Here is a 26083-nt window from a genome sequence, read left to right on the forward strand (position 1 = left end):
CTATTTTTTATGTGCTAAAACTCCACTATGTCGTTGGTGGGACACCAACAACGGCAGGTTATAGCCGTTGTCGGTGTCTCACCGACGACCATCAAAGACAATTTCTTATTTATAAACTGATAATTCTCTCCAACGTGTAATCAATCAAATTATTAACTTCTTCTTGTGGATTTTCTGAAAACTCATGCGTGATTCGATTGGCAAGAATGGCATTAAGAGAAAGCATTTTGTGTCCTAAAAGTCTGCCCATAGCATAATACCCTGCTGTTTCCATTTCCATATTGGTAAGTGGAAAATCTTCAATTTTATTTCTGATTTTATCTAAATAATTATCTGTTTTGGGTTTTAATCTCACTTCTCGTCCTTGTGGTGCATAAAATCCAGGGCAAGTAAGTGTATTTCCTTTTATCATCTTCACAGTTGTAGTGCTTTTTGTAAAATGATTTACCAAACTTTCATCTGCTGAAACTATATACGGATTAAAATCAACTTTTGCATTTTCTTTAATCTGTTGAGAAATTTCTTGTTCTTTTTGACTTTGTTCTAATCTATAAAACTGCATCAAAGTATCCATTCCAACAGCATTTTGAGAAGCTAAAAGTGTTCCTACAGGAATGCTTTCCTGCAAAGAACCCGAAGTTCCAACTCTAATAATGGTAAGCGAAGTCAGTTTCTTTTTTATTTCTCTTGTTTTGAAATCTACATTGACAAGTGCATCTAATTCTGTCATCAAAACTTCTACATTATCTGTTCCCATTCCTGTCGAAATTACAGAAATTCGTTTTCCTTTATACGTTCCTGTATGTGTAACAAATTCTCTCTTATGAATTTTGACTTCTATAGAATCAAAAAACTGACTTACAAAAGGCACACGTTCAGGGTCACCTACTGTAATAATTGTGTCTGCTAATTGTTCAGGTTGAAGGTTGAGGTGATAAATAGAATTATCAGGATTGATGACGAGTTCGGAAGATGGAATCATAGCTTTTAGTTTAGTTATTAAAAAGCAAAATTACTAATTTATGATAAACGAAATGAAAAAATAGCATAAAAAAGCCTTTTCATTTTCAGAAAAGGCTTTTTGTAGATAAAAATGGAATTTAATTTATTCTTTTTTCGGAACAATAGATTGAATTAGCTTAATAATCGTGTTTTCAGACTTTAAATCTATATAAAACATATCTTCTTTTTTATCTTCCTCTTTTTTTGGATTTTTGAGAATGGAATGCTTTGCAACTGCTTTTGCACAAGGATTATCTGAAAAGACAATGTCTAAAGTATCTTTTTTTGTCTTTAAACGCATGGCATACTTTGGCATCATCATACACTTTTTTTCTACATCAGAAATATAATTTGTTGTATCTAAAAGAGTATTTTTAAGGCTATCTGATTGTTCTTTGGAAGTATAAACTTTGGCGTATGCTTCATAATCACACAAATAGATTTTACTTGTATCTTGTTCTATGGGATTAGTGGGCGTGTCTTGTATTAAAAAAAGTTCTACTTCTTCTGATTCATTGATTACTTTTTGCATAGCATGTAATTCTTTTTCTTTGCAACTACTCAAAATAAATAAAGATAATCCGAAAGTAAAAATGGCTATATAAAAAAACATTTTTTGAGGAAAATTCATAAGTGCTAAATTTAATTTGGGGATGATTATCTTTTACTGATTTTGGTGTAATAAACTGGATTTTGAGTAGTACAGTTTCTACAACCTGTATCTGTTTTATTGACTGTATTAGCGTGAGATTTTTTCAAAATATTTTCCCAAGAAGGTTCTTGTGTTTTAAGATAGCTAATTTCTTCGTGAAAAGCCTGTAAAAAACTAAGTGTAAAAAATCCTCCATTCACACTATTTGACCAAGAAACTTGTCCAGCACTAGAAGAAGTAACAATTAGATTTCCTTTTGTAGCCAAAAATAATTTTTGTAGTTTTTCTATATGAGGTGTTTGATACGAACGACCAGCCAAAAAGCTCGTTTCAGTCATTTTATTGATTCCAATATCAGAGTTACAACAATCTGTAATGACAATATTTAAGCGTGCGCCCTTTTTATCTAAGAGATTATAAACAGAGGAAACAGAAAGGGTTGTTTCTGCTGTGAGTTTGGTATAAGGTGAAGCACGAATATCCATTTGAGGATAGGCATCAGTTTGGTCAGACCAACGAAAACCGTGTCCACTATAATAAAAAACAACAATATCATTACTGCTTGGGTTGAGTCCATTCAAAACCTGCATCGCATTTGTTTTGGTAAAACTGCTTCCTTTGACTTCATATTTTCTAAAATCAACTTTCAAAGCACTTGCAATATCTTCAAATTCTTTGGTCATATTTCGGCTATCCGTTTCGCAGCTTGCTCCAATATCTCCAATACTACTATTGACAAGCATTACCAAGTGCATTTTTGCTGCTCCATAATTTGCTTCTTGATTTTGCTGTTGAGTCGTATTGTTATCATAATGCTCTTGCGCTACATGGCTATCAAGCTCATTATCACGCATGTTTTGAAAAGCTAAATATTCTTTTTCATTATCCCAATAAAATTGATGTAAATACTCATCTGTAAGTTCAGAAACTTTTAATTCTTTATATGAATCAACTCGTTTGAGAGATTCTTCGCTAAAATTTGGGTCGTCGGTTACAAATGGTTTTTCTCCTTTCGTGTTTTTATCCCAAACCCATACAAAATGATCAGGGTTATAAGATTGTTGATTTACTCTTGAGCCAGAATTTTTTGTAATAAACTTTGGATTTTTACCCTGCATAACAAAATAGTTATAGCCATCTTCTTGACCAGAGTTAGAAGTATAATCTATATTGACAACATTATAAATGTCATTAAAGGTATAAGCTACACGCATATAAGCATCTTCCTCATTAAAATAAACTAAGAAGCCTTTGTATTTTACTCCTGATGCTGAGAACTGAATTTCATATAAGGATTGAGAAAAAACGGGAACAGAGAGAGTTAGAAAAAACGAAAATAAAAGTATTCTCCAAATATAGGAGGTTTTGATAGATTTTTTATGATTTTCCATAGGTAAAATATAGATAAGTAAAGAAGTTGGTTTTCAAAAGTACACAGATGTACAAGTTCAAAAAGAAAGCCAAAACTTTTAACTTTCATTTATAATTGAAAGTTAGTTTTATATCTGTAGCTATGCTATCAAATTAAATAAAAAAGACATTTCTACAAAAGATAATAGAATTACTTCTTGTAGAAATGTCAGTGTATTGTTGATTATCTAAAATTAAGAAAGGCTTACTTTTGCTTTACCATGATTTTTTGCCTTCTACTACTTCCTCCACTTTTTTATTCATCTGTTTTTGGATAAACTTTAAAATACCAACACAAAGCAAAATACTCAAAATACCTAGTGGAATCATTGTAGCAAAATCGTTTGTTTCCATTGCTGGAGCATTGAGCATTTCTTTATCAACAAACAAAAACAGAATCAAAGTAAGTCCATTATTGAGAATATGCGCCCAAATTGGAACAGTAATATTATTAGTGTAGATATATAAGTAGCCAAATAAAGCACCTAAGAGCATACGAGGAATAAAACCATAAAATTGAAAGTGAATAGCACTAAAAATAATGGCTGTTATCCAAATGGCTGCGTGTTTGTTTTTGGTAAGATTCTGAAAGAGAGGTTGTACTACTCCTCTAAAAAATACTTCTTCGGTGAGTCCTGCCAAAATAGCAACTACTATAAAACCTAAAATTGCTTGCATAGGCGAAGCAAAATCAGTCATAAAAAGAGTTAGTGTTTGTGCAGCATCTTCTTTTTCTCTCATCCATGTTTCTAAGCCTTTTAAGGCTTCAGGAAATTCTACTGCTCCATTTAATGCTCCTGTTACCCAAACAGCAGGAAAAGCAACAATAGCAAGCACAACTACAACTAAGAAAATAAAAGCAGGAGTTTTGTATCTTCTTAGAAAAGGCTCTTCTAAAAATTGTTGAGCCAAATCAGGATTCATGACATGAACTGTTCCATTGTTTGGATTAGCTTGATTAAACTTATAGACGTATTTAGTAAAAAATAAAGCAGCTCCCAAAAAACTGAAAATCTGTGTAAAGCCTTGCAAAATCAAAATAGGTGTGCGAAGTTCTGGGTGTGCACTCATATTTTGCATCTGATTTGTAAATTCTATAATAGGAATGTCATAAACTATTGCAATCAAAAACATTCCAATAAGTTGGGAAGCAAATAAAGCTAAAACAGTAATGACCAAAAGCAAGAGAAGCGAAAATATATATTTCATAGAGGTGTTTTTAAAGAAAAAAGTTGTAATTTTTCTAGTAAATCAGTAGTATTTTTATCTTCAAAATTACTATAATTAAGAAGAAAATTGAATTTTTATTTCACAACAAAAAAACCATCATTACCTTCATCTTGATATAAAGGCATCAAAATATAGCCTTTATAAGGTGAGCGAATTTCTTTTCCATCTTGATATGCTAATAATTGCCCTTCTTCGATACTATCAAAATTACCAAAACCTTCTAACATCTTAAATGTCGAATTTTCTGGTATTTTATGGATATATTCACAGTTTAGATAATTCGGAACGCCTGTTCTGATAGTTTCTCCTAAAGTATGTTCTAAATTTGGAATAGGCTGAGTAGTCATTTGAAGAGCTTGCATGATACGCCAAACTCCTAAGGTAAGGTTATTTGCAGAATTCTCTTTTCCTATTGTTCCTCCTTCAAAAGCAAAAGTTTCATAATTCCATTGTTCCATATAAGTCATGGCAGTTCCTTGTAATTTTTTATCTAATCCAAGAATAACAGGAATTTCTAAAAGTTGAGCAAGTTTGTCATCTGTTGTTGTGGTTCTGACTACAAAAGCTCCATTTGGCGCAGAAGTAGTATGCAAATCTATCAAAATACGTCTTTTGTAAGTATCGTGAGGAATGACACGCAAAACTTCAATAAGTTGGCGCAATTCTTCATATTCTGAAATTTCTGAATCAGGTGGAATATTATCGATCAAATCATTGAGCCAAATTCTGTTCAAATCAGTTTGTAAATAGCGTTTTTTTTCTTTTAGTGCTTGCAAGTTTCCACCAATAGCTACAAAATGTCCATTAAAAAGTCGCTTATCTAAATGGGAAGCAAGATATTCTAAGGCATTATAACCTGCTTGTTCGTTTCCGTGTAAACCACCAATACAAACCAAAAGTGTTTGATTATCTCCTCCAGAGATATTTCCAATGATACGCTTAAAAAGTGTTGATGTGTGTGTGGTTTCCTGTGATTGTTGAGTCATCTATCTTGTTAAAAAGGTCAGGGAAAATTTCAATAAAACCCTAAACTTCCCAATATGTTTTTGAAGAAGTTTAGGGTAAATAGTATAGTACGCAGAATAATGCGTAAAGATACAAAAAACTAATTTTTATTAATTCAGTAAATATCAAGTTATTTGCTTATTTTTTCCTAACTCCCAGCACGTTAGGGATTTCCCAAAAATGATGATTATTATCATTCAAATTAAAATTAGTTTCATAACTTCCTTGTTTTGAAATTACACTATCGCCATACTTTATAAAAAATGAAGTTTCTGGTCCTCCTTCCAAATACATGATTTTTTTGATATTGAGTTCTGATTTTAAAAGCATATCATTGTAAGTCTGAACATTATAGGGCGAACGAGTATGAATAAAAAGGACATTTGAATTCATATCTTCTGCCAAAACAACCATACTCCAATAACGCTTTTGATTTCCCCAACGATTTTTTTGTCGGCAATCTACCAAACGCAAATTCTGAATCAGTGTATTATAGTTTTTGATAGTTTCTTGCCAATTTCCACACGAATTATCCATATCTATAATCTGAAACTCAGGCAAATTTTTGTTTTTGGCTTCTTCCTTCAAATTAAAAGCTGCAATAGAATTATACTTTTCTGTAAAATTAGGATTATTTACAAACTCAAAATCTTTCATATAACCTGCGCTCATTCCGTCCATTTGGAACATAGAAGCATTAAAGGCAGTAATCAATTTCTCAGCTTTTGCCCATTTGGGAGCTGTTTTAGTTCCTTTTTTCTCAAATGACTTTTCAGAAATTTTTTCTAATGAAGAAATCAAATCTAACTTAAAAAATTTCATATCGATTCTCAAAACAGAAATCTTACTATCTGCAATATTTGACTTTATGGGAGCATCAAATTCAGCATATTCCAAGCCTTCTTCAAAAACTTTCCAAACTATCTTTGTTTCTACTTTTCTAGGTGTAAAAGTTGGAATTACTTCTTTTGGTTCTTGGTAATTAGAATCGCCATAAATCCAACCTGCTTTTTCTCCGTCATAGTAAGGGTCGTTTTTATCTTCTTTCTTTGAATCAGTTTTAGTAGAATCCAAGTCAATAATTTTACTTGTAGGAATTAGTATAGAATCTGATTGATTATTCGAATTTTCTTTTTGCTTTTCAGTTTGGGAAGAACTCACTGTACAAGAAAAACAAATCATTATAGAAATAAATACTAAAACAAATAACCTTATCTTTGTAGCGAAAATCAAAATAAAATGTTGCATAATGTAGCTTACTCTTTAGAGTGAGAAATAATGTATCGTAAATTTTAGTTTGCGACCAAATGAGTTTTTGTTCTCAAAACGGAATGGGCATTTTTATATTGTATGAAATTTTTGTAAAAAATATAGCAAATAAATGGAATCTACTTATCACAATCCTGTCATGCTTTCTGAATGTATAGAAGCATTGGATATAAAAGAAAATGGAATTTATGTCGACCTTACTTTTGGAGGAGGAGGACACAGCCGAGCAATTTTAGAAAAACTAACTACAGGACGACTCTATGCCTTTGACCAAGATTCGGATGCACAAGCACAAGCACAAGAATTAGCCAAAACAGCAAATACACTTGAAAATCCTTCTCGTTTTGTTTTTTTGAAGGCTAATTTTAGATACTTAGCTAAATATCTGAGAATGTATAAAGTAGAAAGTGTAGACGGGATTTTGGCAGATTTAGGGATTTCTTCGCACCAAATAGACGAGCCAACAAGAGGATTTTCTACTCGCTTTGATGCTGATTTGGATATGCGAATGGATACTTCAACGAGCCAAACAGCAAGAGATATTTTGAATGAATACGGAGAATCTGAATTACACAAACTTTTTGGAATCTATGGAGAAATAAAAAATGCCAAAACTTTAGCTAAAACAATTGTAGCCTCAAGAATTAATAAACCTATTGAAACCACGACTGAATTTAAATCCATTTTAGAACGTATTGCCCCTAAACGACAAGAGTTTAAATACTATGCACAAGCATTTCAGGCATTGCGTATTGAAGTCAATCAAGAAATGGAATCTTTGGAGGATATGCTTCTTCAATGTGCTGAAGTTTTGAAAAAAGATGGACGTTTGGTCGCTATGTCGTATCATTCTTTAGAAGACCGACCTTTGAAAAAAATTATCCAAATGGGAAAATTGCATGGCGAAGTTGAAAAAGATTTTTATGGAAATATTCTAAAACCTTTTGAAGCCATAAATAGAAAACCAATTACTGCATCAAAAGAAGAAATTGAGCAAAATCCTAGAGCTAGAAGTGCAAAACTCAGAATTGCTAAAAAGCTGTAATTCAAAAAATAATTAAATTAGAACCTAATCTTTGTAGGAAAACACAAACAAAAATAATTTTACTTTATGCTTCATAAAATATCAAATCAAACTATTTCTATTCAAGAAATTTATCAAATTGCTAAATCTCACACAAAAATAGAGCTTTCAGAAGAAAGCAAAGCACAGATACAAAAAGCACAAGCTTATCTGGAAAATCTTATCACACAGAGCGAAGAAGCTGTTTATGGTGTCAATACTGGTTTTGGGTATTTGTGCAACTACAAAATTCCTAGAGAGCAGATTAGTGAATTACAAGAAAATCTAGTGATGTCGCACGCTTGTGGAATGGGCAATGAAGTGCCTACTTTTATCGTTCGTTTGATGTTGCTTCTCAAAATTCAATCACTTTCTTACGGACATTCAGGCGTTCAGCTTCAAACGGTGCAACGACTTGTTGATTTTTATAATGAAGATATTTTGCCTGTTGTTTATGAATTGGGTTCTTTGGGTGCATCTGGCGATTTAGCTCCTTTGGCTCATCTTGCCTTGCCTGTAATTGGAATGGGAGTAGTTCAGATAAAAGATGAAAATGGAGTTTATCAAAAATATCAAGCAGAAGAAATTTTAAAACAAAAAAACTGGAATCCAATAAAATTAAAGGCAAAAGAAGGTTTGGCAATGCTCAACGGAACGCAGTTTATGAGTGCGTATGGGGTTGCATGTATGGTAGAGGCTCAAAAACTTAATAGTATTGGTGATACAATTGGTGCACTTTCAGCAGATGCTTTTTTATGTCGTTCTGAGCCTTTTGATGAACTAACACACAAAATTCGTCCCCATAAAGGACAAATTGCCACAGCAAAAACAATTAGAGAACTCTTGGAAGGAAGTGAAATAATGTTGCAACCCAAAGCACATGTTCAAGATCCTTATTCTTTCCGTTGTATGCCACAAGTGCAAGGCGCAAGTAAAGATGCTTTCAATTATATCAATTCTGTTTTTGAGTGTGAGATTAATTCGGTTACAGACAATCCAAATGTTTTTCCTGATGAAGACAAAATTCTTTCAGGGGGGAATTTTCATGGACAGCCACTAGCTATTTCTTTAGATTTTGCAGCTATTGCACTAGCAGAACTGGGAAGTATTTCGGAACGAAGAACCTATTTATTGATGGCAGGAGAGCGAAATTTACCTCCTTTTTTGGTGCGTGATTCGGGTTTGCATTCGGGAATGATGATAGCACAATATACAGCAGCTTCGATAGTCAGTCAGAATAAGCAACTTTGTACGCCTGCAAGCGTTGATAGTATTATTTCCTCAAAAGGACAAGAAGACCATGTTAGCATGGGAGCAAATGCAGCGACAAAACTCTATAAAATTCTTCAAAATGTAAAACGAATTTTGGGAATCGAACTCATGGCAGCAGCCCAAGCGATAGAATTTAGAAGACCTCTGAAGACATCAGATAAACTAGAAGAATTTTTATCAAGGTATAGAAATTATGTAGAACCTCTACAAAAAGATAGAATTCTGCACGATGATATGATAAAAAGCGTAGTTTTTATAGAAGAAACTGAAATTTAAAATCAAAAAATGATTCATTCTCACAGACTTACAAGCAAAAACAAAAGACACAAAAGTTTTTTAGAAGAAGAGCGTAAAGACCCCATTACTGGAGATAAACTTATCGAAGGAAATGAAATCGTACTTTGTGGAGCTTGTAAGTCTGCTTTTTTGTTGGATTCGTGGAATTATATGGCTCATAGTCATTGTAATCAACCTTTTACATTAAAGGAAATTCCAATGAAACAGCATGTGGTAAAAGAAGTGAAGATAGAAGTAGAAAAGAAATATAAACTCATTCTTAAAGATGATAATGAATTTTTAAGAGCTTTTTTAGTTCTTCCTAATCTATTCTTTTCAATTCCTATATTTCTCATGTCTATGATTCAAACTAATTTTTTAAGTCAATTTTTGAGTCTTTTTTTTATAGCTCTTATTTTGATGTCTCTGTTTGCATATTTACTCGTTCAAAAAAACAAAATCATTTTTGATAAAATAAAATTCATAGTATCTCTACCTTTTAATAGCAAAATAGTCTATTTGTCAGAAGTAGAAAAGTTAGATTTTTTTGCTTCTGATAAAAATAAAGACATCCTTTTTTTAGTGATTTTTTTTGAAAATGGACGAACTAAAAGAATGAAAATAATGAGAAATAAAAAAACTATTTCAGAACTAAAAGGACTACAAGAATATTTTGAAGAAAATAATTTGAGTAATAAAATTTCTGTTTTCATTGATAAGTTGATCTGAAGAAAAATCTAATAGAAACTTTGTCAGTAGTTGTTTGGTAATCCAAATAACTCTGACAACAGTTTGAAAAAAGATAAAAGTTTTTTCTAATTATACCACATAAACATATAATGATTTCCATACAGTTTGAGCAGGTTCTTTATATTCCCATCTCATTCCTTTTTTAGCAAAATAATCAGCTATTTTTTGTGCCTCTTCTTCTGAGGTTGCTTCCCAACAAATCCATGTTTTAGGTTTTCCAAGTTCTCTTTTCATAGCGACTGGATTTGCTGTTACTCCAATACACATATTTTTATATTTCTTTTTCCAAAATAAAAGTACACGTTCTTTGCGATAGTCTGCTTCACGTTCGATAGCTTTTGCGATTCTTTGTAGCTTGCTCATACTTCTAGATATTTAAGATTGATATTATTTTGTAGTTAAGATAAAGAGGTTGGTTAGACAAATTGTCTTTCTTTATCCTCTTTCTATACTACAAAGATAGAAGCGTAGAACGTAAAGGATTTGAGGTGTAAATTATTTTTTGAAAATAAATGAAAATTATATTCAAAGTGCTTGAGCATCAAATATATATCTAAATAATCAGTGAGAAAATTTAATAAAGTAGTCAGAAATTTTTTATGACTTTTGAGGATATTAAAAAGAAAGCACAAAGTAAAATACTTAAGTAATTGGGCATAATTACATATAACAAAACCCACGATTAAAATCGTGGGAAAATGGGTTTCATTTATCTGTGTTATATTTTTTGCGTCTGAAATTTTTGATTAAAAAATAGAAAAAAAACTAAAATGCTTCATCAAATTTTGACTTGATTTCCTTCAAACAAAGATTTCCGATACTTCCCTCGTGTGTGTGACGTACAGTTTTTTCAGGATTAAAATTTCCTTCTAAAATCTGTTTCCCTAATTGCTGATAAGCTTCTCTAAAACTCATTCCATTCAAAACCAGTTTGTTGAGTTCTTCAACGCTATACACATAATCGTAGAGCGAATTATCCATTATGTTTTCATGAACAATGATATTTTCTAGCATAAAATGACAAACAATTAAATTTTCTTTTGTCGTTTCGATGGCTTCCATTACACTTCCTTTCAAAAGTTGAAAATCTCTATGATAACCACTAGGTAAATTATTGGTAATCATAATCAGCTCGGCAGGAAGATTTTGAATTTTGTTACTTTTCCCTCTCAAAAGCTCAAAAACATCAGGGTTTTGTTTGTGAGGCATAATACTAGAACCTGTTGTTAGTTCTTTTGGAAAACTTAGAAAGCCAAAGTTTTGACTATTGTACAAACAAACATCCATCGCAAATTTTGAAAGTGTTCCTGCTAGTGATGCTAAGGCAAAAGCAACTGTTTTTTCTAGTTTTCCTCTACTCATTTGCGCTGCAATAACGTTGTAATTGAGCGTCGAAAAACCCAATAAATCGGTCGTCATTTGTCTATCAATCGGAAAAGAACTTCCATAACCAGCAGCCGAACCAAGTGGATTTTGGTCAGTAATTTTATAAGCAGCATTGAGTAAAATAATATCACTAATCAACGTTTCGGCATACGCACCAAACCACAAACCAAAAGAAGAAGGCATCGCAATTTGTAAATGGGTATAACCTGGTATGAGAATATCCTTATGTTTTTCACTCAGCTTTAAAAGCAAATCAAAAAGATTTTTAGTCAATTCTTTGATTTCCTTCAATTCATCTTTCATGTACAAATGCAAATCGACAAGAACTTGGTCGTTACGAGAACGAGCTGTGTGAATTTTTTTACCTGCTTCTCCAATTTTTTGAGTAAGTTGAAATTCTATTTTAGAATGAACATCTTCAAAATTATCTTCAATTACAAAAGTTCCTTCTTCAATTTCTGCTTGAATTTCTTGTAACCCTTTTTCAATATCTTGCAATTCTTGTTCTGTCAGAATTCCAATTTTGTGTAGCATTTTGGCGTGTGCCATATTTCCCAAAATGTCGTATTTGGCGAGTTTCATGTCCAAAACTCTATCGTTTCCGACGGTATACGTTTCGATTAAATTGTTGATTGAATAACCTTTATCCCAAAGTTTCATAATGTTTTTTTTATAATTATGTCGTTGGTGAGGACACCAACAACGGCTAGATTTATATTTTAAGAATAAACGACCTTTTTTAATCTGTTGCTTAATTGATAACCAATAACTTAAAATCGTAATTAGCTTTGCTGCTTTGACAGGTCGTAATTTTTAATTCGTAATTGTTCTTTAGATAATTTTTGATAAAAGTTGAATATAAATTTCAATAGCTTCATTTATTTCATCAATAAAAATAAATTCGTCGGCACTATGCGAACGCAAAGAATCTCCTGCACCCATTTTCAAAGATGGACAAGATAAAACAGCTTGGTCGGAAAGTGTTGGCGAACCATAAGTAGTTCTACCTAAATCAATTCCTGCTTTTACAATCGGATGAGAAATATCAATGCCCGAAGAATTGAGATTAAATGACCTTGCCACCAACTTACTTTTTGTGTTTTGATTCAAAAAATCAAAAATTTCTGTGTTTGTATAAAGTTCATTAAAACGAACATCAATCACAAAATGACACGAAGCAGGTACGACATTGTGCTGCTCTCCTGCATTAATTTGTGTTACACTTATTTTGACTTTTCCTAGAAGTGGCGATATTTTCGGAAAATCATAATTTTTTAGATAAAAAATATCTTCTAAGGCTTCATAAATAGCATTTTTTGTATTTTCGTGTGCTGCATGTCCTGCAATTCCTTTAGCATATCCATCAATGACTAGTAATCCTTTTTCAGCGATGGCAAGTTGCATGTGTGTAGGTTCACCAACAATAGCAAAGTCAATTTTTGGTAATTCTTTCAAAAGTCCACACAAACCATTTTTTCCAGAACTTTCTTCTTCGCCTGTTGCTGCAATGAGCAAATTATAGTTTAGATTTGGCTCTTTATAGAAATGAACAAAAGTAGCTAACAAAGAAACCAAAGAACCACCTGCATCATTACTTCCCAAACCAAATAATTTTCCATCTTCGATAGTCGGTTCAAAAGGATTTCTTGTATAGCCTTTGTTTGGTTTTACGGTGTCGTGGTGTGAATTGAGTAAAATAGTAGGCTTGTTTTCATCAAAATGTAGATTGGTTGCCCAAACATTATTATTACTTCGTTTAAAATCAATTTCATATTTTTTTAAATAATCAGAAATTAAAATGGCTGTTTCATCTTCTTCACTAGAAAATGACTGCGTAGAAATTAGATTTTGAAGTAATTGAATGGCTTTTTCTTGAAGGTTTTTTATGGTAGTTTTTTTCATTTTTTTCTTGGTTTTACATGTTTTTTAATTCAAAAAACAATCGTAATTGTAGGTTCAAGGCTTGCCTTTGACTTGTGATTTTATTGTTTTTAAAAACTAAAAAATGATTGTATTTGTAGGTTGTAGGTTCGCCTTTGACTGTATTTTGAACTGAAAAATGACTGTATGACAAGTCAAAGGCGAGCCTTTAACCTACTAATTTTGAAATCCTATTTTTTTATAATAAAATTTCAGTATGTGGCAAATCCGTATTTTTGATAAAATCAATATTGCTAATAATTACTTTTTGAACGCCTTTTTGAAGTGCATCAAAACAGTTATCTAACTTTGGAATCATTCCTTGATAAATAATTTCTTGCTTTTTCAGTTCTTCATATTCTTGAAATTTTAGTGTAGAAATAATTGAATTTTCGTTTTCTGTATCTCTTAAAACACCTTTTTTCTCAAAACAATAAATTAAAGTCGTTTCATAACTTTGACTTAATGCAACGGCAAGACTTGAAGCAATTGTATCAGCATTTGTATTTAATAAAGTTCCTTTTTTGTTGTGAGTAATAGCAGAAAAAACAGGAATTGTATTTTTTTGAAGTAAAAAGTCAATTATTTCTGTATTTATTTTTTCAATATCTCCCACAAAACCATAATCAATATTCTTTACAGGACGTTTTTTTGCCAAAATCGTATTTGCATCTGCACCTGATAATCCTAGTGCATTACAATTTTTACTTTGAAGAGTTGCTACAATTTTTTTATTTATAAGTCCTGCGTAGACCATAGTAACGACTTCTAATTCTTCTTTTGAAGTAATACGTCTTCCTTCTACCAATTTCGAAACAATTCCTAATTTTTGACTGATTTGTGTAGCTATTTTTCCACCTCCATGAATCAAAATTTTGGGAACAGAAAGAGCAGCAAAATTTTCTAAAAAAGTATCCAATTCGTTTGGATTATCGATACAATTTCCTCCTATTTTGACGATATAAAGTTGTTTTTTCATAGTTTTAGTAGTGCGTTGAGTTCTTCAGAACTGAATGTAACGCTTCCTCAGAAGCGTGATATTTAAGATAAATCACGCTTTTGAGAAAGCGTAATAGTTCGTTTGTGAGCAAACGAATACACAATTAATACGGAATAGGATAACCAAATTTTTGTTCCAAAATGTTAAATAACACTGTTTGAGCAGCATAAACTCTATTGTGTGCTTGTTCCAAAACAACAGAGTTTTGACTATCAATTACTTCATCCGTAACCACGACATTTCTACGAACAGGCAAACAGTGCATAAATTTGGCGTTATTAGTCAGTTTCATTTTTGCTTCATCGACTATCCAATGTTCTAAATTTTGCCCTATTTTGCCATAGTTTCCATTTTCATCAGAAAAAGAAGACCAATTTTTTGTATAAATAAAATCAGCATCTTTGAAGGCTTCTTCTTGATTGTGAGTAACAGAAACTCCTTTTGCAAAATCTTCACTAAGCTCAAAACCTTTCGGACAAGCAATAACCAATTCTGAATCTGTATTTTTGACCCAATCGACAAACGAATTTGGAACAGCTTGTGGCAATGCTTTTGGGTGAGGAGTCCATGACAAAACTACTTTTGGTTTTTTGACACCATTTGATTTTGTATTTGATTTCTCTCTAAATTCTTCAATCGTCAAAACGTCTGCAAAAGATTGTAAAGGATGAGCTGTTGCACTTTCTAAAGAAATAACAGGAACGAGCGCATGTTTTATAAATTTTTGGAGGACTTTTTCTTCATAATCGCTTTTTCTATCAGTCAAAGAAGCAAAAGTACGAACTCCAATAATATCACAATATTGCGAAATTACACCTGCTGCTTCTTTGATATGCTCTTGTGAATTTTGATTCATAATTGTTCCATCTTCCATTTCAATCGCCCAACCATCTTGCTGAACATTCATAATCATGACATTCATTCCCAAGTTCATGGCTGCTTTTTGTGTACTCAAACGAGTTCGCAAACTTGGATTAAAGAAAAGTAAACCTAGCGTTTTTCCCTTTCCAAAATCAGCATGAGAAAGAGGTTTTTTTTTGAAATTTTGGGCTGTATTTAGCCAGTCTTGCAAATTTGGAACATCTGCAAAAGAAGTGAAGTTTAGATTTTTCATTGTGATTTATTATGTCTTTATTGGAAGTAAATTTAGATTTAAAAAGAAATCCATATTACCAAACAGGGTTTTAACCCTATTTTACTAGAAAAGAATTAAGATAAAATTTTATGCAAAGCCTTTATAAAAGGTTTGAATTCAGCGTAAGAAATAGACAAAGGTGGCAAGACACGCAAAACATTTGGATTAGAAGATGAGCCTGTAAAAATATGATGTTCATAAAGTAGTTTTTGGCGTAACTCTTTAATAGGAAATGGCATTTCAATTCCTAACATCAAACCTCTTCCTTTGACTTTTTGAACAGAAGGAACTTTCGATAAATCTTCCATTACCTTTTTACTAACTTCATTTACATTTTCTAGTAAATTATCACTTTCTAGAACTTCCAAAACTGCCATACTTGCAGCACAAGCCAAATGGTTTCCACCAAAAGTAGTTCCTAACATTCCATGATGTGCTTCAATTTTTGGGTTTATCAAAACTCCACCAATAGGAAAACCATTGCCCATTCCTTTTGCCATCGTAATCAAATCAGGTTGAATATTTGCCCACTGATGAGTAAAAAACTTCCCACTTCTACCAAAACCACTCTGAATTTCATCAAGAATTAGTAAAGAATTGTGTTTTTTACACTCATCTTGCAAAAATTGAAGGTAGTCCTCACTTGCCATATCCAAACCTCCAACCCCTTGTATACCTTCCAAAATAACAGCACAAACATCTTTTTGAGAAAGCGCTTCTTGTAATTGTTTTTTGTTATTTAATTCTACCCATTTTACTTCAAAATTATTTTCATTAAGAGGAGCAGAAAGTTTAGAGTTATCGGTAACATTCAAAGCTGCTGCCGTTCTGCCATGAAAGCTATTTTTGAAAGCAATTACTTTTTTCTTTTTGGTATGAAAAGAGGCTAATTTTAGTGCGTTTTCAGTAGCTTCTGCGCCACTATTGCACAAAAAAAGTTTATAATCTGGATAACCACTTTGCTCAGTTAGTCTTTTAGCTAATTCATTTTGAATTGGAATATCTATCGAATTTGAATAAAAACCAATTTGAGAAAGCTGTTCAGAAATGCGTTTGACATAATGTGGGTGAGAATGACCAATAGAAATAACGCCATGACCACCGTAAAAATCAAGGTATTTTTCGCCTTCATCTGTATAAATGAAAGCTCCTTTTGCTGAAGTTGGAGAAAGGGAATATTTTGGATAAACGTCGAATAAATTCATGTTTTTATATATTTTAATCCTCGTTGACAGCAAAGCCTCAACGACGGTTTATTTTTACTATTTTAACCGTCAACGAGCTTAAAAGCGTCGTTGAGGGAAGGGATAAAAATGTTTTAAAAGTAATTAGCCTTGAAAGCAAGTCCCGTTTTTTGAGGAAAATCAAATTGTAAATTCATATTTTCAATGGCTTGTCCTGCTGCACCTTTCAATAGATTATCGATACAAGAAGTAATAAGAATTTTATTATCAATTTTTTGAATATGTAAAAGACAATAATTTGTATTTACAACCTGCTTCAAATCAATGGGCTTTTCACTAATTTTGACAAAAGGAGCATTTTTGTAGAAATTTTGATAGATAGAAATAATTTCTTTTTCAGACGTATTTTCATCTAAAGTAACATACATACTTGCAAAAATTCCTCTTGTAAAATTTCCTCTTAGTGGAATAAAATTAATTGTTCCTTTAAAATTTTGAGATATATCTTTCAAACTTTGCTCAATTTCCCCCAAATGTTGATGAGAAAAAGGTTTGTAAATAGAAACATTCTCATTTCTCCAACTAAAATGAGTAGTGTCTAAAAGTGATTGTCCTGCACCTGTTGAACCTGTCAGCGCATGAACATGCCATTCTTTTATAGTTGGAAAATGTTTTGTTAAAGGCAAAGTTCCTAATTCAATCGCTGTTGCAAAACATCCAGGATTAGCGATATAGTTACTTTCTTTTATTTTTTGAGAATAAATTTCAGGCAAACCATAAACAAATTCTAATTCTTTTTCCTCATTTTTTTCCAAATCTTTTTCTTCGTCTTTTATAGTTTTTACTTTAAGAATTTTGTCTTTATTCAATCTAAAATCATTACTCAAATCTATAATTTTAGTGTCTTCTAAAAACTGATTTTCTAACAAAAAACGAGTAGAATTTTCATATCCCAAACACAAAAAGACAATATCAATTTGAGGATTTACTTTTTGAGAAAAAACTAAATCAGAGTGAAATAAATCTGTATGAATTTCGCTGATTTTTTTGTCAGAATGAGAATGACTATATATAAAATCAATTTCTGTATGTGGATGATTGATAAGACAACGCAAAAGTTCGCCAGCTACATACCCACTTCCTCCAACAATTCCGACTTTAATTTTCTTGATTGTTTTATTTTCCATTTTGTTGTTGTTTTTGCTGTGCTTTATTTTGAGCTTTGGTTTGAACCTTATTTTGTACTTGGTTAAAAATTTGAAGCGAATTTCCTAGAATTTTTGTAAATCCTTTCACATCATCTCCAGACCAATTTTTGTTCATTTCTCCATACTCTCCAAAATCCGATTTCATCAAATCAAAATCTGACTCAATTCCTTCAATTACAAAACGATAAGGAGCTAACTCAACAAATACTTTTCCTATAACATTCTTTTGAGAATCCTCTAAAAATGTTTCGATATTTCGCATAACTGGCTCAAAATATTGCGATTCGTGGATAAACATTCCGTACCAATTACTTAGCTGTTCTTTCCAATACATTTGCCATTTTGAAAGCGTGTGTTTTTCTAAAGTATGATGTGCTTTTATGATAATACTTGCTGCTGCTGCCTCAAAACCAACTCTTCCTTTTATTCCAATAATCGTATCTCCTACGTGCGTATCTCTTCCGATTGCATATTTATTTGCTATATCTTCTAGTGTTTGAATGACTTTTACAGGGTTCATTTTTTTATTATTGATACCACAAATTTCTCCGTTTTCGAATTCTAAAGTAACTGTTTCATTTCCATTATTTACAAGCTGACTTGGGTAGGCTTCTTCTGGAAGTGATTTGTGAGAAGTGAGCGTTTCTGCACCTCCTACGCTTGTTCCCCAAAGTCCTTTATTGATAGAATATTTTGCTTTTTCCCAATCTAATTCAACGCCATGCGATTTTAGATAAGCCACTTCTTGTTCTCTTGAAAGTTTTTGCTCTCTAATCGGTGTCAAAATTTCTATTTGAGGAGCAATTAATTGAAAAACTAAATCAAAACGCACTTGGTCGTTTCCTGCGCCTGTGCTTCCGTGTGCAATATAATCGGCTTCTATTTTGGTCGCATAGTTTGCTAATGCAATGGCTTGATAGGTTCTTTCTGCACTTACTGACAATGGATAGGTATTATTCCGAAGTACGTTTCCAAAGATTAAATACTTAATAATTTTGTCATAATATTGTTTGGTTACTTCTAAAGTTGTGTGATGAAACGAGCCTAAATCGATAGCTTTTTGTTCGATAGCTTGAAGTTCTTCTTCTGAAAAACCTCCTGTATTTACGATTGCTGTATGTACTTCAAGATTTTTTTCGTGAATTAAATATTTGATACAATAAGAAGTATCTAAGCCTCCACTAAATGCTAAAAGGACTTTATTAGAGCTGATTGATTTATTTTGAGACATTTTTTTAGGAGATTTGAGGTTATTTTGATTTGTTTTCATGATAGATTACATCTTTAAGTCGTGGAAATATGCTGATTTTGAGTTGTAGACGAAGGCTGCGAAGTTTGAGAAAACGGACAAAATTTTCCCATTTTTGTCGTTTTTCTTCAGGTTTTGAAGGAGCTTTGTAAGTAGCCAAATCGCACATCATACCTGTACAGAGGCATAATTTTCGTTCATTGCGTTGCAAAATATCGTAATTGACACAACTTTGACAGCCTTTCCAAAATGCGTCATCTTGTGTGAGTTCGGAAAAAGTAACAGGTTTGTAGCCTAAATCAGAATTGATTTTCATGACAGCTAGACTTGTCGTAATTCCAAATAGTTTTGCATCAGGATATTTTTTCTTAGAGAGTTCAAAAATTGCCTTTTTGATAGATTTGGCTAAACCTGTTTTTCGATAATCTGGATGAACAATCAAACCCGAATTGACAACATATTTTTGGTCTTGCCACGTTTCGATATAACAGAAACCAACTACTTTTTTGTCTGTTTCTTGCCCTGTTTGATTGTCAAAAGCTATAATTGCTTTTCCTTCTTGCATTTTTTGCTGAATATAAATTGGGTCACGTTTGGCAATTCCTGTTCCTCGGGCTTTGGCTGCTTCCTCAATCATTTGACATAGCAAAGAACCATACTGCTGATGGCTTGCATCAGCAACTACTATTGATACCATAAAATAGAAAGAATATAGAATAGAGAGTATGCTAAACTACCCAACAAAAAAATGGGTATAACAAAACTGTATTCTTATTGAAATAAAAAGAGAAAGAAAATGAATGAGATTTTATAAATACGATAATACGGACGAGGGAACGACAAAACACGTAGTTCTGTCAAAACTATATAGACGCACCAAGGCGAAAACGTCGTGAACGTTTTACGCTAGTAGAGCTGATTGAGATTTGCTCTTGTGAAGGATAATATGTGCAATAGTTTTTTGTCATTGATAAGACAAGGTTACAGTGTTTTTTTGTGAAATCAAAATTTATGCAAGAAATATAGATTATATTTTTGATATTTTATGAATATAGAAGTATTATCCCTTCAGATTCACCTGATAAAAACAATTAATAAAAAATAATCGTACTATTAAAATTGATTCAACTAAAAAAAATCTTTAATCAAATGGAAAAACAAACCTTACAAACTATCACAAATTGGCTCAAAGAAGCTAATGCCATCGTCATTACAGCAGGTGCAGGAATGGGCGTAGATTCTGGATTGGCAGATTATCGTGGAAAAGAGGGAGGACAATGGGGAAAAGTAGAAACTGAAACCGAAAAAACAGTTTTTGAAACCGTTAATCCTGCTGCATTTTTAGAAAATCCTTCTTATAGTTGGGATTTGTTTGGGAAACGAATGGAAGAATACGAAAATACGCAGCCACATCAAGGCTTTTATATTTTGAAAAAATGGATTCAAAGATTTGATTTAGATTATTTTGTCATTACTTCAAATATTGATTCTCACTTTCAGAAAGCAGGTTTTGAGGAAGAAAAAATTAGAGAATTACATGGTTCGTTGGCTTATTTTCAAAGCAGTGATACCAAACTCTCTGATAAAATTTGGAAAAATGAATTGACAGGAAAGCAAATTCAATTAGGAACTTATGATAATCGTTTTCCGATGTGTCCTCATTCGAAAGTTATGGCTCGCCCAAATGTCTATATGTTTAGAGATGATACATTTGTAAATACTCGTACAAAAACACAAGAAGAAAATTTCCAAAAATTCTTAGATAAAAACAAAGGAAAAAATATAGTTGTTTTTGAGATTGGTTCAGGACCTCATGTACAAGCTGTCAGAATGAAAACACGCTTTTTGAAAACTAATTATGATGCAAAAATTGTACGTATTAACCCAAAAGATTTCAAGATAAAAGCTCCTCATATTGGAATTGATACAGGTGCTTTAAAGGCTTTGAATGAAATTGACTTATTCGTAGAAGGGGAATAAAAAAAACAGTAAAATTTTTCAATTATTTTAATGAAAATAAAAACTTATTTTCATTGTGGTCGTTATTATATCAGATTTGCAAATCACATCAACCTGTATGATGAAAAATAGAGGAGCAGTAGCCGAAAAGCTCATAGAGTAGGCACATTTTTATCTGTTATTTTAAATTCATTTCATTATTATGGCTAATAAACCAAGCACTCCGAAAACTGAAAAAGGCAAACAAACACCTTCTAAGCCTGTACCAGCTAAAAAAACTGAGAAAGCAGCTCCTAAAAAGGATAAAAAATAATCCCTTCATTTAAGGAAAATGAAAAAGACTTAGACCTAAAGAGGTTTAAGTCTTTTTTAATTTAACCTAATACAGCTTGAATTTCTTTTATTAATTCTTCTAGATTTTCTACTTGTTTCACTCCAAATCGCTGACAAACAATATCTACATTTCCTTTTCGCCAATAACCTATCGGACAACAAACAATTATATTATTATTTCTAGCAAAAAGTCCTAATTCTAACAAACTAATAGGAGCTTTTGAAGTAGGTGCAAAATAAAAAACAATCAAATCAGCTAGTTCTAAAGCATCTAATTCCCAAGTTACTTGTTCATTGAAATGAGTATTTTCAATAGTTTGTTCCCAAGAACTATCCCAGTCTTTTCTGCGTGGATTAAAAAAACAAAGATTTTGATTTTCTTTGAGAGAAGAAATAACGTCTTGTTGCCAATCAATAGCATTTCCCATGTCTATACTTCCTGCTAAGAAAATACTTTTTTGATTTTGAGAGAGTTTGATTTTTTGAGGTGGATAGATTACATTCATAGGTGTTAAAAAAAATAGAGTTGTATGAAATATTTTAGGTTATGCAGAATGGAAGCATTTGCTCTAACTTTTTTTTCCATTCATATATTCCAGTTTTGACTGAAAAGTATAGGCAATAATTGACGCTCTTTGTTTGGCTTCTTCAGCTTTATTTCCCTCAAAAAGCTCATCAACAGTTTCTTTAAATAAAGCAAGCCAGTTTTCAAAATGGGTTGCATCAATAGGAAGAGAAATATGTTTTTCAAATGGATTCCCTTTATAACCTCCTTCTCCAAACAAAATTCCATTCCAAAAACGATACATACTTGGCAAATGAGTTTCCCAATGTACACCAGCAAAATCATTAAAAATAGGCGACAAAATCATATTTTGATTTACTTTATCATAAAAAGTATCGACAAGTAGTTTTATATCTTTTTCGTTCTGGATATCCTGTTTAGATTCTTCTTTTATGTGTTTCATAGGTTTTTAATTGATTAGTTACTTTGCAGCAATTTCTATAAAATTAACGTGATTAAAAATAATGAATGTCATTGTTTATTAATCTAACCTAATTTATTCCAATTTTATGAGAAAATATCTACTTACTTCACTTTCATTTTTACTGCTTTTCTACTCACAAAATTCCTTTGCTCAAAGCAAAAAAGAAAATCAAGACACTACCAAAAATCAGGAACAACCAGTTCCAATAAAAGAATATTATGAAAGTGGGAAATTAAAAGTAGAAGGTTTTGTCAAAAATAATCGATACGATAGCACTTTTATTTCTTATTATGAAAATGGACAAATAGAAGCACAAGGAAGTTTTAAGGATTGTGTTTTTGAGACAAATACGATTAGAATTGAAGTTTTAGGGTTTGCATACTGTAATACAGGAAACTTTTATAAAAACAATAAATTAATAAAAATTTTAGACGGAAATAGAAATGGGCAATGGAAATATTATTATGAAAATGGACAAGTAAAGGCAGATGAAAAGTACATTTGTGGAAAGAGAATAGGCTTACAACTTGAATATTACTATTCTGGAAAGTTAAAATGTAACACTTTTAATAGTATAGAGAATACTATAAAAACTTGTTATTATGAAAATGAAAATGTAGAAAGTATAATTAAATATAGTACAGAATATGAACCCAGTACAGAAAAGGATAGTACAGTTATCAAAATAAAAATAATAGAAACTATAGAGTATTATGAAACAGGAGAACTAAAATACACATCTAAAGAAAAAAATGGAGATGAAGATGGGAAATGGTTTGAATACTGGAAGAATGGATTTGTTAAAATGAAAGAAGAATTTAAGAATGGGCTAGAGAATGGAACATTTATAGATTACTATGAAAATGGAAATGTTGAATGGCAAGCAGAAATGAAAGATGGAGAGTATGACGGAAAACAATATCATTGTAATCAAGAAGGAAAAGTAACAAAAATAGAAACTTGGAAAAACGGAAAACTCATCAAAACAGAAATCCCAAATCAATAATAAATTTTATCAAAACACAAAAAAATCCCTTTTCAAAATAAATTGAAAAGGGATTTTCTAGGTATATAAAACGAGAGTTCAAATTTTACTTATTCCTCTGTTTTCTTTGTTTTTTGCTTTTTAATTTTGACAGTCAGTTCTGGCTCGCCTTCTTTGTGGTCTGCCATTAACGTATCGCCTTCTTGTACTTCGCCTTTCAAAAGCTCCTCTGCAACTGGGTCTTCCAAATATTTTTGGATAGCTCGGTTGAGTGGTCTTGCTCCATACTGTTTATCAAATCCTTTTTCTGATAAAAAGTCTTTTGCAGCTTCTGTAAGCTCAACTTCATAACCCAAAAGTTTGATACGATGGAATAATTTACCCAAAGAAATATCAATAATTTTGTGAATATGTTCTCTTTCAAGAGAATTAAAGACAATTACATCATCCAAACGATTCAAAAACTCTGGAGAGAATGCTTTTTTGAGTGCTTTTTGGATTGTATCTTTCATTACTTCGTCGCCTACTTCTTGTTTGGCTTGTGTAGAAAAACCTACACCTGCACCAAAATCTTTAAGCTGACGAACTCCAATATTTGAAGTCATGATAATGATAGTATTTCTGAAATCTACTCTACGACCTAATCCATCAGTCAAGATTCCATCATCCAAAACTTGTAATAAAATATTGAAAACATCTGGGTGTGCTTTCTCAATTTCATCAAGCAAAATAACACTATAAGGCTTACGACGAACTTTTTCAGTAAGCTGTCCACCTTCTTCATAACCAACATATCCTGGAGGCGCACCTACCAAACGAGAGATAGAGAATTTCTCCATATACTCACTCATATCGATACGGATAAGCGCATCTGGACGGTCGAAAAGATAAGTAGCCAATACTTTTGCAAGTTCCGTTTTACCTACACCTGTTGGTCCTAAGAAAACAAACGAACCGATTGGTTTATTTGGGTCTTTTAAGCCTACACGAGTACGCTGAATAGCTTTTGTAAGTTTGACAACAGCTTGGTCTTGTCCGATAACCTTTCCTGTCAAGGCTTCTTTCATTCCCAAAATTTTCTGTCCTTCGCTTTGCGTAATACGTTTTACTGGAATTCCTGTCATCATCGCAATTACTTCTCCGATGTTATCTTCTGTAACTGGATAGGTCATTTTGCGTGTTTCGTGTTCCCACTTGTATTTTGCACGTTCTAATTTTTCAATTAGGCGTTTTTCTTTATCTCTAAGTTGTGCAGCCTCTTCATATTTTTGGCTTTTGACAACTTGATTTTTTTCTACTTTTACGTCTTCGATATCAGCTTCTAGTTTCGTAATTTCTTCTGGAACGTGAATATTATTAATATGCACTCTTGCGCCAGCTTCATCCAAAACATCAATCGCTTTATCAGGCAAGAAACGGTCTGTAATATAACGTTCTGAAAGTGTTACACACGCCTTAATAGCCTCGTCATCATATTTTACGTGGTGATGAGATTCGTACTTGTCTTTGATATTATTCAAAATTTGTACGGTTTCTTCTACATCAGTAGGCTCAATCATAACCATTTGAAAACGACGAGCTAATGCGCCATCTTTCTCAATATACTGACGGTATTCGTCTAAAGTTGTTGCACCAATACATTGTATTTCGCCACGAGCCAAAGCAGGTTTGAACATATTCGAAGCATCAAGCGAACCCGATGCGCCACCTGCGCCAACAATAGTATGAAGTTCATCAATGAAAAGAATAATATCTCTATTTTTTTCTAATTCACTCATAACAGCTTTCATACGTTCTTCAAACTGACCACGATATTTTGTGCCTGCAACAAGTGAGGCAAGGTCAAGCGTAACAACACGCTTACCAAATAAAATACGAGAAACTTTGCGTTGAACGATTCGAAGGGCTAAACCTTCGGCAATGGCAGTTTTACCAACCCCTGGTTCACCTATCAAAATAGGATTGTTTTTCTTACGACGAGAAAGAATTTGAGCTACACGCTCAATTTCTTTTTCACGCCCAATGATTGGGTCTAGTTTGTCATCTTCAGCAAGTTTTGTAAGGTCTCTACCAAAGTTGTCTAAAACGGGAGTACGTGATTTTTCGGTTGCTTTTCCTTGAGTTCCACCTGTACCAGACGGTTCTCTTCCACCACCAAAAATACGTCCTTCATCATCATCATCTTCGGCAGCCGAAGTGATGGGTTTGTCTGTGTGATATTGGAGCATTTCTTTTACTACTTCGTAGGTAATATTAAATTTTTCTAAAATATGAGTAGCAATACTATCCTCATCTCTCAAAATAGATAAAAGCAAATGTTCTGTTCCGATTAAATCAGCTTTAAAAATTTTTGCTTCTAAATAGGTGATTTTCAAGACTTTTTCAGCTTGACGAGTAAGGGGAATATTGGCAAGATTGCGAACATTATACGTGGCTGTACCTTGTGAATGGCGTTCGATTTCAGCTTTTAATTCTTCAATCGTAACACCGAGTTTCTTTAAAATATTGATGGCACTTCCTTCTCCTTCTCGTATCATACCGAGCAATAGATGTTCTGTGCCTATATAATCATGTCCAAGCCTCAAAGCCTCTTCTCTAGCTAGAGAAATTACTTCTTTGACTCTGTCTGAAAATTTGGCTTCCATAAGCAGGTTGTATATTGATTTAGTAAAATTATATCTTGATTGTTGTCTGATTTGCCAAATATTGTTTTATCTAAATAATTAAATAAAAAACTTTAGCTAATTTATTTCTTACTTTTATAAATAAGCAAAAAATATCTCTTATTTACAAGTTTGAACGGCTT

23 protein-coding genes are annotated in these 26083 nt (G+C 32.3%); 5 read left to right on the top strand and 18 right to left on the bottom strand.

Annotated features, from left to right (window positions below; all coding sequences use genetic code 11):
- Window positions 1–109: 109 nt before the first annotated feature.
- From V9L05_RS23280 to V9L05_RS23305, 6 genes are all read right to left on the bottom strand, one after another.
- Window positions 110–982, bottom strand: a complete 873-nt coding sequence (locus V9L05_RS23280) for a nucleoside phosphorylase (RefSeq protein ID WP_338815513.1) — start codon at window positions 980–982, stop codon at window positions 110–112.
- Between the two features lie 123 nt (window positions 983–1105).
- Window positions 1106–1633 (bottom strand): hypothetical protein, encoded by a 528-nt coding sequence (locus V9L05_RS23285; protein WP_338815514.1) that lies wholly within the window; start codon window positions 1631–1633, stop codon window positions 1106–1108.
- A gap of 26 nt (window positions 1634–1659) precedes the next feature.
- Window positions 1660–3045 (bottom strand): caspase family protein, encoded by a 1386-nt coding sequence (locus V9L05_RS23290; RefSeq protein WP_338815515.1) that lies wholly within the window; start codon window positions 3043–3045, stop codon window positions 1660–1662.
- 235 nt (window positions 3046–3280) lie between these two features.
- Window positions 3281–4273 (bottom strand): CPBP family intramembrane glutamic endopeptidase, encoded by a 993-nt coding sequence (locus V9L05_RS23295; protein ID WP_338815516.1) that lies wholly within the window; start codon window positions 4271–4273, stop codon window positions 3281–3283.
- A 95-nt stretch (window positions 4274–4368) separates the two neighbouring features.
- Window positions 4369–5280, bottom strand: coding sequence for a succinylglutamate desuccinylase/aspartoacylase family protein (locus tag V9L05_RS23300; protein WP_338815517.1), 912 nt, complete (start codon window positions 5278–5280; stop codon window positions 4369–4371).
- Window positions 5281–5437: 157 nt separating this feature from the next.
- Complete coding sequence (locus V9L05_RS23305) at window positions 5438–6547, bottom strand: phosphodiester glycosidase family protein (protein WP_338815518.1); 1110 nt, start codon at window positions 6545–6547, stop codon at window positions 5438–5440.
- 133 nt (window positions 6548–6680) lie between these two features.
- Between V9L05_RS23305 and rsmH the strand changes: the two genes are divergently transcribed.
- The 3 genes from rsmH to V9L05_RS23320 all read left to right on the top strand — a co-directional run bounded on the left by rsmH (window position 6681) and on the right by V9L05_RS23320 (window position 9908).
- Window positions 6681–7613, top strand: a complete 933-nt coding sequence (rsmH, locus tag V9L05_RS23310; RefSeq protein ID WP_338791087.1) for a 16S rRNA (cytosine(1402)-N(4))-methyltransferase RsmH — start codon at window positions 6681–6683, stop codon at window positions 7611–7613.
- A 66-nt stretch (window positions 7614–7679) separates the two neighbouring features.
- A complete protein-coding gene (gene hutH / locus V9L05_RS23315) occupies window positions 7680–9179 on the top strand; it encodes a histidine ammonia-lyase (protein ID WP_338815519.1) in 1500 nt (499 codons plus the stop codon).
- A 9-nt stretch (window positions 9180–9188) separates the two neighbouring features.
- A complete protein-coding gene (locus V9L05_RS23320; RefSeq protein ID WP_338791090.1) occupies window positions 9189–9908 on the top strand; it encodes a hypothetical protein in 720 nt (239 codons plus the stop codon).
- 90 nt (window positions 9909–9998) lie between these two features.
- Here the strand turns inward: V9L05_RS23320 and V9L05_RS23325 are convergent, their stop codons facing one another.
- The 9 genes from V9L05_RS23325 to V9L05_RS23365 form a co-directional block, all read right to left on the bottom strand.
- Entirely contained in the window at window positions 9999–10292 is a 294-nt protein-coding gene (locus tag V9L05_RS23325; RefSeq protein WP_338791091.1) for a hypothetical protein, read from the bottom strand.
- 402 nt (window positions 10293–10694) lie between these two features.
- Entirely contained in the window at window positions 10695–11975 is a 1281-nt protein-coding gene (gene argH, locus V9L05_RS23330) for an argininosuccinate lyase (protein ID WP_338815520.1), read from the bottom strand.
- Between the two features lie 171 nt (window positions 11976–12146).
- A complete protein-coding gene (locus V9L05_RS23335; protein WP_338815521.1) occupies window positions 12147–13217 on the bottom strand; it encodes a M20 family metallo-hydrolase in 1071 nt (356 codons plus the stop codon).
- A gap of 217 nt (window positions 13218–13434) precedes the next feature.
- Window positions 13435–14214, bottom strand: a complete 780-nt coding sequence (gene argB, locus V9L05_RS23340) for an acetylglutamate kinase (protein WP_338815522.1) — start codon at window positions 14212–14214, stop codon at window positions 13435–13437.
- A gap of 124 nt (window positions 14215–14338) precedes the next feature.
- Window positions 14339–15349: an N-acetylornithine carbamoyltransferase gene (locus V9L05_RS23345; RefSeq protein WP_338815523.1), complete on the bottom strand. Its 1011-nt coding sequence runs from the start codon at window positions 15347–15349 to the stop codon at window positions 14339–14341.
- Window positions 15350–15444: 95 nt separating this feature from the next.
- Complete coding sequence (locus tag V9L05_RS23350) at window positions 15445–16575, bottom strand: aminotransferase class III-fold pyridoxal phosphate-dependent enzyme (protein ID WP_338815524.1); 1131 nt, start codon at window positions 16573–16575, stop codon at window positions 15445–15447.
- A gap of 113 nt (window positions 16576–16688) precedes the next feature.
- Complete coding sequence (argC, locus tag V9L05_RS23355; protein ID WP_338815526.1) at window positions 16689–17741, bottom strand: N-acetyl-gamma-glutamyl-phosphate reductase; 1053 nt, start codon at window positions 17739–17741, stop codon at window positions 16689–16691.
- Window positions 17731–18993, bottom strand: a complete 1263-nt coding sequence (locus V9L05_RS23360) for an argininosuccinate synthase domain-containing protein (RefSeq protein ID WP_338815813.1) — start codon at window positions 18991–18993, stop codon at window positions 17731–17733. The genes argC and V9L05_RS23360 overlap by 11 nt, the downstream gene beginning before the upstream one ends.
- A 19-nt stretch (window positions 18994–19012) precedes the next feature.
- Window positions 19013–19708, bottom strand: coding sequence for a GNAT family N-acetyltransferase (locus tag V9L05_RS23365; RefSeq protein ID WP_338815527.1), 696 nt, complete (start codon window positions 19706–19708; stop codon window positions 19013–19015).
- A gap of 452 nt (window positions 19709–20160) precedes the next feature.
- On the opposite strand from V9L05_RS23365, the gene V9L05_RS23370 reads away from it, so the two are divergent.
- On the top strand, window positions 20161–20991 hold the full coding sequence (locus V9L05_RS23370; protein WP_338815528.1) for a Sir2 family NAD-dependent protein deacetylase: 831 nt from the start codon (window positions 20161–20163) through the stop codon (window positions 20989–20991).
- 353 nt (window positions 20992–21344) lie between these two features.
- On the opposite strand, the gene V9L05_RS23375 is transcribed toward V9L05_RS23370, so the two are convergent.
- A complete protein-coding gene (locus V9L05_RS23375; RefSeq protein ID WP_338815529.1) occupies window positions 21345–21809 on the bottom strand; it encodes a nucleoside 2-deoxyribosyltransferase domain-containing protein in 465 nt (154 codons plus the stop codon).
- Window positions 21810–21872: 63 nt separating this feature from the next.
- Window positions 21873–22271 (bottom strand): group III truncated hemoglobin, encoded by a 399-nt coding sequence (locus tag V9L05_RS23380; protein ID WP_338815530.1) that lies wholly within the window; start codon window positions 22269–22271, stop codon window positions 21873–21875.
- Between the two features lie 106 nt (window positions 22272–22377).
- On the opposite strand from V9L05_RS23380, the gene V9L05_RS23385 reads away from it, so the two are divergent.
- A complete protein-coding gene (locus V9L05_RS23385) occupies window positions 22378–23298 on the top strand; it encodes a hypothetical protein (protein WP_338815531.1) in 921 nt (306 codons plus the stop codon).
- Window positions 23299–23387: 89 nt separating this feature from the next.
- Here the strand turns inward: V9L05_RS23385 and V9L05_RS23390 are convergent, their stop codons facing one another.
- Window positions 23388–25922 (bottom strand): ATP-dependent Clp protease ATP-binding subunit, encoded by a 2535-nt coding sequence (locus V9L05_RS23390; protein ID WP_338791110.1) that lies wholly within the window; start codon window positions 25920–25922, stop codon window positions 23388–23390.
- Between the last annotated feature and the right edge of the window lie 161 nt (window positions 25923–26083).

This window comes from Bernardetia sp. Wsw4-3y2 (genome assembly GCF_037126295.1).
In the GTDB taxonomy this organism is placed as follows: domain Bacteria; phylum Bacteroidota; class Bacteroidia; order Cytophagales; family Bernardetiaceae; genus Bernardetia.